This window comes from Kribbella sp. CA-253562 (assembly GCF_050942265.1).
Classification (GTDB): Bacteria; Actinomycetota; Actinomycetes; order Propionibacteriales; family Kribbellaceae; genus Kribbella.
In genome coordinates, this window is sequence record NZ_CP192049.1 from 1,840,816 (window position 1) to 1,853,429 (window position 12,614).

General features: G+C 71.3%; 11 protein-coding genes. 7 read left to right on the forward strand and 4 right to left on the reverse strand.

Annotated features, from left to right (window positions below; genetic code table 11):
- Positions 1-58 precede the first annotated feature (58 nt).
- The 4 genes from ACQPXM_RS08930 to ACQPXM_RS08945 are packed head-to-tail and all read left to right on the forward strand — an operon-like array spanning position 59 to position 4,860.
- On the forward strand, positions 59-958 hold the full coding sequence (locus ACQPXM_RS08930; RefSeq protein WP_432946701.1) for a carbohydrate ABC transporter permease: 900 nt from the start codon (positions 59-61) through the stop codon (positions 956-958).
- A complete protein-coding gene (locus ACQPXM_RS08935) occupies positions 958-1,782 on the forward strand; it encodes a carbohydrate ABC transporter permease (RefSeq protein WP_432946703.1) in 825 nt (274 codons plus the stop codon). Before ACQPXM_RS08930 ends, ACQPXM_RS08935 begins: the two co-directional genes overlap by 1 nt.
- 19 nt (positions 1,783-1,801) lie before the next feature.
- Complete coding sequence (locus ACQPXM_RS08940) at positions 1,802-2,860, forward strand: glycoside hydrolase family 130 protein (protein WP_432946705.1); 1,059 nt, start codon at positions 1,802-1,804, stop codon at positions 2,858-2,860.
- Positions 2,857-4,860, forward strand: coding sequence for a hypothetical protein (locus tag ACQPXM_RS08945; protein ID WP_432946707.1), 2,004 nt, complete (start codon positions 2,857-2,859; stop codon positions 4,858-4,860). Before ACQPXM_RS08940 ends, ACQPXM_RS08945 begins: the two co-directional genes overlap by 4 nt.
- Here ACQPXM_RS08945 and ACQPXM_RS08950 read toward each other — a convergent pair.
- The 3 genes from ACQPXM_RS08950 to ACQPXM_RS08960 form a co-directional block, all read right to left on the reverse strand.
- Entirely contained in the window at positions 4,841-5,893 is a 1,053-nt protein-coding gene (locus ACQPXM_RS08950) for an aminoglycoside phosphotransferase (RefSeq protein ID WP_432946709.1), read from the reverse strand. The genes ACQPXM_RS08945 and ACQPXM_RS08950 overlap by 20 nt on opposite strands.
- A gap of 574 nt (positions 5,894-6,467) precedes the next feature.
- Positions 6,468-6,941, reverse strand: a complete 474-nt coding sequence (locus tag ACQPXM_RS08955) for an Rv3235 family protein (protein ID WP_432946711.1) — start codon at positions 6,939-6,941, stop codon at positions 6,468-6,470.
- A gap of 499 nt (positions 6,942-7,440) precedes the next feature.
- Positions 7,441-8,754 (reverse strand): LysM peptidoglycan-binding domain-containing protein, encoded by a 1,314-nt coding sequence (locus ACQPXM_RS08960; protein WP_432946712.1) that lies wholly within the window; start codon positions 8,752-8,754, stop codon positions 7,441-7,443.
- Between the two features lie 175 nt (positions 8,755-8,929).
- Between ACQPXM_RS08960 and ACQPXM_RS08965 the strand changes: the two genes are divergently transcribed.
- Positions 8,930-9,484 (forward strand): hypothetical protein, encoded by a 555-nt coding sequence (locus ACQPXM_RS08965; RefSeq protein ID WP_432946714.1) that lies wholly within the window; start codon positions 8,930-8,932, stop codon positions 9,482-9,484.
- Between the two features lie 629 nt (positions 9,485-10,113).
- Here the strand turns inward: ACQPXM_RS08965 and ACQPXM_RS08970 are convergent.
- Positions 10,114-10,362 carry a helix-turn-helix domain-containing protein gene (locus ACQPXM_RS08970; protein ID WP_077013402.1) on the reverse strand — a complete coding sequence of 83 codons (249 nt, stop codon included), beginning with the start codon at positions 10,360-10,362 and terminating at the stop codon, positions 10,114-10,116.
- Positions 10,363-10,572: 210 nt separating this feature from the next.
- Between ACQPXM_RS08970 and ACQPXM_RS08975 the strand changes: the two genes are divergently transcribed.
- Together ACQPXM_RS08975 and ACQPXM_RS08980 are read left to right on the forward strand one after the other, a co-directional pair.
- Positions 10,573-11,232 (forward strand): SAF domain-containing protein, encoded by a 660-nt coding sequence (locus ACQPXM_RS08975; protein ID WP_432946717.1) that lies wholly within the window; start codon positions 10,573-10,575, stop codon positions 11,230-11,232.
- Positions 11,232-12,497: an AAA family ATPase gene (locus tag ACQPXM_RS08980; protein ID WP_432946719.1), complete on the forward strand. Its 1,266-nt coding sequence runs from the start codon at positions 11,232-11,234 to the stop codon at positions 12,495-12,497. Before ACQPXM_RS08975 ends, ACQPXM_RS08980 begins: the two co-directional genes overlap by 1 nt.
- Positions 12,498-12,614: the final 117 nt, after the last annotated feature.

A 12,614-nucleotide genomic window follows, 5' to 3' on the forward strand; every position in this document is an offset into this window, starting at 1 on the left:
CCCTCGTCGCTTCAGTCGCTTCGCTCCTTACGCTCCTCAGTCCAGGACGGGAGGCCCCATGACCACGCGCACGGGGGTGCTCGGCCGGATCCTCGGCAAACAGCCGATCGGCAGTGCGTTCGTCGTCCCGTACGTCGTGTTCCTGGCCGCGGTCTTCGCCTACCCGCTGGGGTTCGCGGTCTACATGTCCTTCCACGACTACTTCTTCGCCGCACCCGGCGCGATCGTGGACCGGCCGTTTGTCGGGTTCGAGAACTACGCGGCAGTGCTCTCGGACCCGGCGGTCCGGCGCTCGTTCGTGAACGTCGGCATCTTCCTGGTGATCAACGTGCCGCTGACCGTGCTGCTGTCGCTCGGTCTGGCGAACGCGCTGAACGCGGCGATCCGGTGGCGCACGTTCTTCCGGGTCAGCTACTACGTGCCGTACGTGACGGCGAGCGTCGCCGTGGTCGGGGTCTGGCTGTTCCTGTTCAACTCCAACGGCCTGGTCAACTCCGTGCTCGGGCCGCTCGCGCCCGACCCGTCCTGGCTGGTCAACTCGAAGCTGGCGATGCCGACGGTCGCGATCTACGTGACCTGGAAACAGCTCGGGTTCTTCATCCTGCTCTACCTGGCCGCGCTGCAGAACGTCTCGAAGGACCTGTACGAGGCCGCGTCGATGGACGGCGCGGGACGGTGGAAGTCGTTCTGGAACGTGACCGTGCCGGGTGTCCGGCCGGCGACGACGCTGGTGGTGCTGCTGGCCACGGTGACCGGGGCGAACCTGTTCACCGAGCCGTACCTGCTGACCGGCGGAGGCGGCCCGGACGGCGCGTCCGCGTCACCGGTGCTGGTGATGTACCAGCGCGGGATCGAGCAGGGCAATCCGGACATCGGGTCCGCGATCGGCGTGCTGCTGGTGATCGGCGTACTGATTCTGGCGCTGGTCGAACGGCGCTTCGTCGGGAAGGAGGAGTGATGCGCAGCCCCTGGCGCTTTCTGGCCCTGCTGGTGGGAGCCTTCGTGTTCCTGTTCCCCTTCTACTACATGCTGGTCGGCAGTCTGCAGACCGAGCCGGATCCGTCCGTCAGCGGCGCGTTTCCCGAGCCGGGCAATCTGACCGGGCACAACTACGCCGAGATCAACGCGGCGATCGACCTCGGCCGGTCGCTGCTGAACTCGGGCATCTTCACCGGCGGCGTCATTCTCGGCACGCTCGTGTTCGGGGTGCTGGCGGGGTACGCGCTGGCCCGGCTGCAGTTCCGGGGCCGGGGCACGGTGTTCAACCTGGTGCTGCTGGTCCAGGTGATCCCGTTCCAGCTGCTGACGATCCCGCTGTACGTGATGATCGTGCGCAGCTACGGGCTGGCCGACAACTACCTCGGCATGATCCTGCCGTTCGCGATCAACTCGACCGCGGTGTTCGTGTTCCGGCAGTACTTCCTGCAACTTCCGCAGGAGCTGTTCGACGCCGCCCGGATCGACGGGGCCGGCGAGCTGGCCATTCTCTGGCGGGTCGCGATCCCGTTGGTCAAGCCGGCGCTGCTGACCGGCGTCCTGCTGACGTTCATCGGCCCGTGGAACGAGTTCCTCTGGCCGTTCCTGATCACCAAGCAGCAGGACCTGCAACCGCTCGCGGTCTCGCTGTCCAACTACCTGACCACCGTGTCGGCGCGGGCCGCGAACCCGTTCGGCGCCGTACTCGCCGGGGCCTGTGTCCTGGCCGCACCGGCCGTCGCGCTGTTCGTCGTGTTCCAGCGCCGCTTCATCTCCTCCAGCCTCGAGTCCGGGGTCAAGGGCTGAACTCCCGAAAGGTTTGACTGTGACTGTTCCGTACACGCTGACCCGCGTCGGTGTCCTGATGACACCGGAACCCGGCAACGAGCTCGAGTCCGAGGGCGTGCTGAATCCCGCCACCGGGCACACGCCCGACGGCACCCTGTACCTGCTCCCGCGATTGGTTGCGCCGGGCAACGTTTCCCGGGTGGGCCTGGCCCGGGTCGAGCTGACTGACGGCGTGCCGACCGGCGTTTCCCGCGAGGGCGTCGTGCTGGCACCCGACGAAGGCTGGGAACGCGGCCTCAACAACGCCGGCGTCGAGGACCCGCGGGTGACCTGGATCCCGTCGCTGGGCAAGCACGTGATGACGTACGTCGCCTACGGGCCGCTCGGGCCGAAGCCGGCGCTCGCGGTGTCGGACGACCTGCGGACCTGGACCCGGCTCGGGCCGCTGCACTTCGAGTACCAGGCCGATCTGGACACCGATCTGAACCTGTTCCCGAACAAGGACACGGTGTTCTTCCCCGAACCGGTGCCCGGGCCGGACGGCGAACCGGCGTACGCGATGCTGCACCGGCCGATGTGGGACCTGGGCTGGTTCCGTGAGGGCGAGGGCGTGCACCTGCCGGCCGGGGTGACCGACGACCGGCCGGGGATCTGGGTCTCGTTCGTGCCTGTCTCGGAGGTCGAGCGCGGGCTGGAGAACCTGGTGCACCTGCGCGGCCACCGGCTGGTGGCGATGTCGGAGCACCCGTTCGAGGAACTCAAGATCGGCGCCGGGCCGGCGCCGCTGCGGGTACCGGAGGGCTGGCTGGTGATCCATCACGGGGTGACCGGCGAGCAGCCGAAGGGCTTCGACCCGACAACGCAGCGGGTCAGCTACGCGGCGGGCGCGCTGCTGCTGGACTTCGGCGACGTGACGAAGGTGCTGGACCGGACGGCGGAACCGATCCTGGTGCCGGAGACCGAGGAGGAACGGATCGGCACGGTCGGCAACGTGGTGTTCCCGACGGCGATCGAAGAGGTCGACGGGGTGCACTACGTGTTCTACGGCATGGCCGACGCGAAGATCGGCGTCGCCCGGCTGGACCGGGTGTCATGACCGTCTCGCGGCGGGCGGTCCTGGGTGGATCGCTCGCGGTCGCGGCTTCCTCGGGGTTGCCTGCGGCAACTGCTGCGGCTGGGCCGGTCTCCGGCGCGGCGGGTGGCTCGGCGGGTGGTTCGGCAGGTGGTCGGCTGGTGAACCTCGCCCATCTCGACTTCCTGGGCGATTCGGTGTCGCCGCCCGCGGTCGCCGGGCACTCGTCGTACGGGACCGGCCCGCTCGGCGTGCTCTGGACGTACGCCGACCGCCGGGCGGACGGCTCGTACGCGCGGATCGGCGGTGGCCCCTACGATGCCGCCACCAACACCTACGGGCAGGGCGCGTTCAACGCGGACGATATCGCTCGGGCCGCGGTGGTCTACCTGCGGCACTACCGGGCACACCGGGACGCGCACAGCCGTTCGGCGGCGTACGGGTTGCTGCGGGGGCTGGCGTACCTACAGACGACCAGTGGGCCGAACGCGGGAAACGTCGTGCTGTGGATGCAGCCGGACGGGCAGCTGAACCCCAGTGCCGAGCCGGTCGAACTGCCGGACCCGTCGGACAGCGGGCCGTCGTACTGGCTGGCTCGGACGGTCTGGGCGCTGGGGGAGGGGTACGAGGTCTTCCGGACGGTCGACCCTGCGTTTGCTCGCTTCCTGCGGAGCCGCCTGGAGCTTGCCCTCGACGCTCTCGATCGTCAGGTCCTGGTTCGCTACGGCTCGTGGAACATTGTCGACGGGCGTCGGGTCCCCGCCTGGCTGATCGTCGCCGGCGCTGACGCCACCTCCGAAGCCGTGCTGGGTCTGAGCGCCTATGTGCGTGCGGGCGCCGACCGGCGGGCTCGGCGGGCGCTGGCCCGGTTCGCCGAGGCTGTTGCGGCCATGGGCGCTGGTGGGATTCGCGAGTGGCCGTTCCGCGCGCTGCTTCCGTGGGGCGAGTCGATCTCGATCTGGCATGCGTGGGGCGCGCAGATGCCGTCGGCTCTCGCTGTGGCGTCGACGGTGCTGGGCGACCGGCGCCTGCTCCCTCCGGCGCTCGGTGACACGGCCGGCTTCACCCCGCTGCTGTTGACCGCAGGTGGACCCGACAACGGCTGGCTATCGGCTCCCGTCGATCGCACTCAGATCGCGTACGGCGTCGACGCTCGCCTGCAGGGCCTGCTCAACGTCGCCACCGCCGCCAACCGACCCGGCCTGCGCCAGGTCGCCGCCTTTGTCGCAGCCTGGTACTTCGGCGCCAACCGCGCGGGCGAACCCATGTACGACGCGACCACAGGCCGGACGTACGACGGCATCTCCGGCGACGGCGTGATCAACCGGAACTCCGGCGCGGAGTCCACGATCCACGGTCTGCTGTCCATGCTCGCTCTGGACGCGAACCCGGCGGTGACTCGTCAGGTCGATGCGCTGACGCCGACTAGGCCGGTGCTCTCCGGGCTGCAGGTTGTCGAGGCGGAATCCGCTCAACTGTCCTCCGGTGCCGCGGTGGTCACGCCGCCGTCTGCGTGGACCGGGGAATCCCAGTGGAGCAACGGTTCCTACGTTGCCCTGCCCGCGGGTTCGCAGGCCGAGTGGACGCTTCCGTCTGTCGCTGAACCGCGCCTGGTGCTTCCAGTCGTCGACCTGGTTCCGGATCGTACGGCCGGCCGCAGTACTTGGTCGACAGGCGGCGTGATCGACCACGGTTCCGGCGGTCCGCAAGGTGTCTCGGCAGCTTTCGGAGCACTGCTTCCGGTTGCGGCGGGTGTTCTCCCTGCTGCTGAAACAACCCTCACCGCTCGCTCCACCGGTCCTGAGGTGCGCGTCGACGCCCTGCTGCTGCTCCCGCTGATCAGCAGGCTTCAGCTGGGCTCCGACGAACTCCTGGTGAGCGTGGACCGGCATCCGCGCTCGGTGCCGGTTGCTCAGCGGGGAATCGCCTACTCGTACACGGCGTCCGGCGTACTGCATTCCCGTCGGCCCGTCACCGGACGCGCCGAGGTCCTGCCGGGAGGCTTCACCGTCGTACTGACGTGAGGGCTGCCAAGCATCCGTCGGCGACGAACTCGAGCGCCAAACCCCTTTGCTGGAACAGCTGCCGACTGTCGGCCTGCTGGTGGTACGCGCGGTGGGACTTGTCCGCCGCCTGCCCCAGCAGGCCGGGCAGCAACCAGGCGTACTTGACCCCTGAGGCCATCACCGCCAGCCGGACCTGATCGGCGTCACCGCGCCAGCCGCCTTCGCGGAGCCCGTCGAGGTAGGCGTCGATGCAGGTGTCGGACAGTTCGCGGATTCGCTCGGCCGGCCAGAAGAGGTCGAACACGGCGTCCGGGATGTGGTTGCCGATGTCTTCGCCCAGTGCGCCGTCGCCGGTGAACGCCCAGTCCAGCAGGGCCAACTCTCCGCTCGACCGGCGGATCACGTTGCTCACCCAGAGGTCCAGGTGGCACCAACGCCGCGGCAGTCCCTCGACCAGTTCCAGCAGTTCATTGCGGTGGGCAACCAGTTGCTGCCACTTGGCGCGGAGCCCGTCCGGCCACTGCTCGGCGATCAGCGGCTGTCGCCAGACCGCGTCGTCGTCCAGGAGGTGCCAGGGGACAACCCGGGTGGTCGAATAGTCGCGGAGGAAATTGCGGGAGGTCCAGCCGGTCGGCTCGGTCGGGCGGGCCTGCCATCGGCCGCACGCCTGGGCCAGCGCCGCGTGGTCGTCGAGTGAGAACTCGGTCCCTGGTGTACCGCTGAGATCCTCCAGCAGCAGCACCGCGCCACCGTCGTACTCCTCGACCTCGGCCTCGGCCAGGTAGAGCCCTGCTTCTCTCAGCCGCGTTCGCAATCCGCTGTCGCGATAGACCTCTACCTCGCGCCGCCAGTAGTTCCAATGCCGAGGGTCCGAGGACCCCGCCCAGGACGCGGCCACAGCCGACGGCTGATCCCGGTCATCGCGCGGCCGGGACAACTCCTTGCGAACCAGCGTCCTGCCCGCACCGTCGGTGATCCGCTCCACCGAGCGCGTCACCAGGTTCAACGGGTTGTGCCGCAGCGTCGTCTTGGTGCCTTCCTGCTCGTCCACCCGTCCAATCCAACCAGGGACCGCGGCCGCAGCAGTCGCACCACGGCCGCATCGTCCGGACCTCGCCGAGGAACGAGCGCTGCGTGCGGGTGACCCCACCGCGACCGTGGCAGATCTTGCGGCATGACCGGCTCCGAATCTGCTGTCCCCGAGCCCGAACAGGTCGACGCAAACGACGTCCGTGTCGACCGTGAACTGGCGGTGTCGTGCCGAAGGGGCGACCCGGCGCCTGCACCGTCCGCCCCGGCGTCCGCCCCGGCGCCCCGCGCCCCGCCCCGGCGTCCGCCCCGGCGCCCCGCGCCCCGCCCGGCGTCCGCCCCGGCGCTTGCGCCCACTCCGCCTGCTCCGTGCGCGCCGGCGCCCGCCTGCCTCGTGCGCTCCGGCGCCCGCCTGCGCCGTCCGCTCCGGCGCCCCGCGCCCGCCCCGCCCCGCTCCGGCGCTCGCGCACGGGTTGCCGCCGAGATCGTGGACCTGCTTCTTCTGCGGGCGCTCAGCACCGGCAAGGCGCCGCCGATCTCCTGACACTCGGCCTCGGCGGTCAGCACGATCGTCCGCGGACCGCGGTTCGGTCCGGTCAGCCGAGTTCGAGGGCGGTGCAGACCCAGCGGTTGCGGTGGACCTCGAGCCGGAGCGCCATCGCGCGGGATCGGCCGCCGGTCCGCAGGTGGGCGGCCACCTCGACGACGCCGTCGGTCGGCCGGGAGACGTGCACCGACCGCACGGAACTGCGCTCCTTCGCCGCCCGCCGTCCCGCCGTGGTCGTCAGCCCGAGCAGCCGCACCCGGCGCTGAAGATCCATGTAGACGGCGGTGTCCGCCCATCGAGTCATCTGGCTCACCGGCCGGTCCCCGGCGATCGTCTCCGCAAGCGCCAGCACCAACCGCGTCGACCAGGCCTGCACGTCCGGCAAGCCCTGCCCACCCGGCAACAACCGCAGCCTCGGCCGGGGCGGCGTGACGAGATCTTCGGCCGCGTCGTACTGCAGCGCGAGCGCGCCTTGGGTCGGCGCCGTCGCCTCCTGGTGCTTCCGGATCGCCGTGGCGCCCATCGGGTAGGTCCGCTGCGGTCCGTCGTCGCTCGGGTGCTCCGGGGTAGCGGTGCTTGTGCCGGCGATTGTGTTGGCGCTCGTGCTGGCGTTGCGGTCTCCCGCGCTGGTGCTCGCGCTCGCGTTGCGGTCTCCCGCGCTGGTGCTCGCGCTCGCGTTGCGGCGTCCCGCGCTGGTGCTCGCGCTTGCGTTGCGACGTCCCGCGCTGGTGCTCGTGCTCGCGCTGCGGTGTCCTGCGCTCGTGCTCGGGCTTGCGTTGCGACGTCCTGCGCTGGCGCTCGTGCCTACGCTGCGGCCTCCTGCGCTGGTGATGCGAGCGGAAGATGCTGCGACCGCCGTGACCGGATGCCGTCTCGCATGCGGCGGTTCTTCGACAAGGCCCGCGGCATCCTCGGCAGGGGCGACTCGACGGCTCCGCGCACTGGTGGGCTCGGGTTCGGACGGACCGGTCTCGGGGTCGGAGGCGAGGTGGACGGCGGCGAGGGTGCGTCGGGTGGTCATGTCACTTCTCCTGAGGGGTCTGCGGCACGGGACGGTCAAGGGAGGCCGGCGCCTGGAGCACCTGGCCGGGGCGCAGTAGGTCGGGATCGGGTCCGATCACCGCGCGGTTGGCGGCGTACCACTGCGGCCAGCGAGCAGCGATCGCCGATTCCGAAGCGCCGGGCCCGAGCTCCGCGGCGGCGATGGACCAGAGCGACTCACCCCGCAGTACGACGTGCTGCCCGCTGCCCAGATCGGTGTAGCGAACAGGCGCCCCGTCCGTCGGCCGATCCGGCACCCGGATCCCCGGACGCTTGGTGGTGTCGCCTGGCTTGGGCGCCGCCGGGTCCCCGGCCGTGTGCCCCGGCTTGGGCGCCACCGGATCCCCGGCCGTGTGCCCCGGCTTGGGCGCCATCGGATCCCCGACCGTGCGGCCCGACTCAGGCGCCACCGGGTCTCCGAGCCGTCCGGTGTCCTTGGCGCCGACGCGGCCGGTCGCGTCTCCCGGGCGAGCAGTCGCCGGATCCCCGGTCGTGTGGCCCGACCGAGGAGCTACCGGATCCCCGAGCCGGCCCGCGTCTTTGGCGCCAGGGCGGCCGGTATCTCCCGGTCCTTGCTGCTCGACGGGCCGGGCGGGCTGCTGCTCCACGGGTCGCGCGCGGTGCTGTTGCACGGGCCGCGCGGCGTGCTGTTCCCCAGGCCGCGCGGGATGCTCCGCGGGCCGACCCGTTTCCTCGGCGGACCGGCTGGCTGTCGCTCTGTGAGTCCGGTCTTCGACAGGCCGGCCGATCTCCGCCTTGGACTTCGGCTCGAACTGCGGGCGGGACGTGCGCTCGGTGCCGCTCTGGCCGGTGAGGCGGATCGTCGACGGCTTCTCGGTGAGGCGCCAATCGTTCGGGGAGATCGGCTCGTCGAGGCGGATGGTGGACGCCGGCTCGGTGGCGCGCCAGTTGGTGCCGGAGCTGGTGGCCGAATCGCTGTGCTGCGGGGGATTGGCGGGCGAAGCGTGGGCGACACCGATGGTGAGCGGCGCGACCGCGGCGACTCCCAGCGCCGAACGCAACAGCGCCCGCGAGGTCGACGAGGTGATCCGGCCGGCCACCGCGGCTCCGGCGCGTCCCAGCACGCCCGGCGCCTGCTCGAGCACCGTGGCGACGACGGCCAGCACCAACCACCCGTACGCCGTCCAGGCGACCGCGGCGACGGCGACGAACGCCATCGAGATCAGGTCCTGCGACGACGCCTCGGCGATCGTTCCGGCGGTCACCCAGCGCAGAAGGAACCCGGCGGCCGCGAGCCCACCCAGCGCGATCAGCGTCTTGAGTCCACGGATCATCGCGTTCCCCTGCTTTCGGTGTCGATCTATAAGTTTGCGTTAGTTTGCTTTGGCTTGACCAATATAGACCGGTGTAGGCTGGACTTGGCAAGTCGAAAAGTGTGCCGCCTGCCACGGAGAGTGCGAATTGAGTACGCAGAGTGCCGGTGAGCGGCCGAGCGGGTAGGTTCGGCGCATGCGTCTGGATGCTCTGTTCGAAGACCTGGAGTCGCAGTTCGCGGCGCTGCAGGACGGCGACCTGTACGGCGAGGTCGCGGAGCGGATCCGGGCGGAGGTCGGCAAGATCACGCTGCTCGACCGGCTCCGCGGAGCGGTCGGGACGATCGTCCGGGTCGAGCTCAGGCATGCCGAGCCAGTCCAGGGCGAGCTCGTCCGGGTCGGCAAGGACTGCCTGCTGCTGGAGGCCGAGCGGTTCGAGGAGTGGTTGATCCCCGCCGAGGCGCTCACCGCCGTCCATGGCCTCGGCCCCTGGGCCGAACCAGCCGAAGGCGCCGTCGCCGCGAAACTCGGCCTCGCTCACCTCTTGCGCGGCATCGCCCGCGACCGCTCCCCGGTCACCCTCTTCTGCGCCGGCCCCAGCGGCCACCCCGTCACCGGCACGATCGACCGCGTCGGCGCCGACTTCGTCGAGATCGCCGAGCACTCGCTCGACACACCCCGCCGCCGAACCGAGGTCTACAACACCCGCCTCGTCCCCACCCAGTCCCTGTCAGCCCTCCGCCGCCGCTGAGCCCTCACGGCGTGCCGGCCGCAATCCGCAGGCGATGGGGGCGTGCCCACGTAGTGCTCGGGCGGGCGGGGCGGGGGTTTGCCCGCGTGGACGTCGCGTGGTCACGGCGTGCCCGTCGGCCGCAGTCCTCAGGCGATCGGTCGTCGCTCCATCGTCGGGCGGTTTCGCCGACAGGCGGCCCGGCCGTACGGCGACGCGCTGCGGCCGGTGGGCGTGCCCGCGTAGTCCGCGGGTGGTTGGCCGGACAAGTGGGCCGGCAATCCCGCGATGCGCGCGGCCGGTGTGGCGGGGCCGCGGTCCTCGGCCGGTGTGGGCGTGCCCGCGTAGTGCTCGGGCGGGCGGGACGCGGGGTGTGCCCGCGTGGACGTCGCGTGGTCACGGCGTACCCGCCGCGGCCGCAGTCCTCAGGCGGTCGGGCGAACGCCGCGTCCTCGGGCGGTCCCGGGCGTGCCCGCGTAGTCCTCAGACGGTCCGTCGTTCTCGCGGCTCGGGGAAAGCAAGTCGGTCCGCGGAGTCGCCGGGAACCGTCGAGGCGGCGTCCGTTGCCGGCCGCGAAACGGTTCCGCGGGAAGGCCGGCACGTTCTGCGAGGACTGTCCGCGCACCGCGACACCAGCCGCGAGCGGGCACCTAGTGGTTGACGTCCTCCGACTGCTCCGCGTCCTCGCCGAACGGATGGGTGGTGATGAACTGCCGGGTCTCGGTGTACAGCCGTTCGATGTACTTCTCCAGCTCGGTCGCCTCGACCCGCCACTGGCCGCGGCCGCCGATCTTCACGGCGGGGATGTCGCCGCGGCGGACCAGGGCGTAGACCTGGTTGGCCGAGATGTTCAGCACCTCGGCGACGTCGGAGAGCTGGAGGAAGCGCGGTGCCGGCATACGTGCGAACGCCCTTTCGCTGGTCGACGCGGGGTGCGAACTGCAACTTCCTGCAGTTCCGTTCCTTCAGTTTGCCATGGTTGGCCACTGGACGATTGAGTTTGTCCCCAGGTCCGAAGCCTGTGGACAGCCCGCCGCGGCGACCGCGACGGAGTTGGCACAATGGGCGACTCCGGAGCGCGATCGACAGGTGACAGGAAAGAGTCAGACGTGGTGCAGAGTCCAGTTCGCAGCGGGTTCGCGGTGCCGTCACCCCCGCCGCAGCGCAACCGCCGGGCCCGGTGGAAGGACGGCCGGCTCGTGCTGGGCGTGTTGCTGGTCGCGATCACCGCGCTGGCCGGTGCGAAGCTGCTCTCCTCCGCCGACGACACCACCGCGATCTGGGCCGCCGACCGCGATCTCCCGGCCGGGACCAGGCTGACCTCGGAGGACCTCACGACCGTCCGGGTCCGGTTCACCAGCACTGAGGCAGCCGGCCGGTACGTCGCCGCTGACGCGGATCTGCAAGGTCTGGTGATGGTTCGCCCGGTGAAGGCCGGCGAGTTCGTCCCGCGTCAGGCGGCGGTCAGCCAGGCGGACAACGACCGCACCGAGGTGCCGTTGTCGATCGCCACCGGCCGCCTGCCCGCCGACACCGCGGCGGGGGACCAGGTCGACATCTGGGTCGTGCCCAAGGACGACGCGCAACCCGCCAGGAAGCTTTGGGAGACCATCCGCGTCAGCCAGATCGACGCGGTCAAGGGCGTCGCCGGCGGTTCGGCGCGCCGGCAGGTCCTGGTCGCGCTCGACCCGGCTGATCTGCCCAAGCTGCCCGCCGCGCTGGCCGCGATGAGCACCGGCGAACCAGTCCTCGTCCGGCGAGGTCGTTGATGGCCGTTCCCGTCCTGCTCGCGGTGACCGGGGCGCCGTGGGAGGCCGACGTCGTACGGCGGGCCGAGCAGGCGCCGGGGATCCGGATCGTTCGCCGCTGCGTGGACATCGCCGACGTGATGGCGGCCGCCGCGAGCGGTCAGGCCAGGGCCGTCCTGCTCGCCGAAGACCTGCCCCGGCTCACCTCGGACGCCGTCGCCGCGCTGCACGCGCGACGCATCGTCGTACTGGCCTTGGTGGATCCGTCCGACAACGGTGAGCCGAGCGGTGCGGAGGACCGGCTGGCCCGGATGGGGATCGAGCGGATTCTGCCGGCCGACGTCAGCGGCGAGGACCTGGGCCGCGCGATCACCGACGCGGTCGACTCCGGGCCGCCGACCACGGTCTCGCACTTCGCGGGCGGCTTCGTGCCCGTCCCACCTGGTACGACGCCGCCGGAGCGGCACTACGACCCCTCGGGCAAGGGGCGGCTGCTCGCGGTCTGGGGTCCGACCGGCGCGCCGGGGCGGAGCACGGTCGCTGTCGGGCTGGCGACCGAGTTGTCCGCGCGGCAGATCCCGACGCTGCTCGCCGACGCCGACGTGTACGGCGGATCCGTCGCGCAGATGCTGGGGATCCTCGACGAGACCTCGGGGCTGGCCGCGGCGGCGCGGTCGGCCGGCAGCGGGGCGCTCGACGTCGAACTGCTGGCCCGGCACGCGCGCGGCGTCGCCGATTACATGCTGGTGCTCACCGGGCTGAGCCGCGCCGACCGGTGGACCGAGTTGCGGCCGACGGCGCTGGAGTCGGTCTGGTCGACGGCCCGGCAGCTCGCGCCGTGCACGGTGGTCGACGTCAGCTTCTGCATCGAGAGCGACGAGGAGCTCTCCTTCGACACACTCGCGCCGCGGCGCAACGGCGCGACGCTGGCGACGCTGGAGGAGGCCGACGAGGTGATCGTCGTCGGTACGGCGGACCCGATCGGCCTGACGCGGCTGATCCGGTCCCTGCACGAGCTCCGGGCGATGGTGCCGTCGGCGACGACCCGCGTGGTGGTGAACAGGGTCCGCTCGGGGTCGCTCGGCAGCTCCCCGGCCGACGCCGCCGCCGAGGCCCTCATCCGGTACGCGGGGGTCGAGCCGGCCGCGTTGCTGCCGTTCGACCAGGCCGCGTGCGACACCGCGCTGACGCAGGGGCGCAGCCTGCTCGAGACGGCAAGGTCGAGCAAGCTCCGCAAAGCGCTCCAGCAGCTGGCCGCGGGCGTGGAGCAGGACCACCTGCGGTAGTTCGTCGGAGCGGCACCCGCCCCCGGCGTACGGGCCCGGCAGCGGGGGTGACCAGGGTGGACTGAGTGGGATTTGGGGGGAAAACCCCACCGACACCAGCCCCCGGATGTGCCAGGG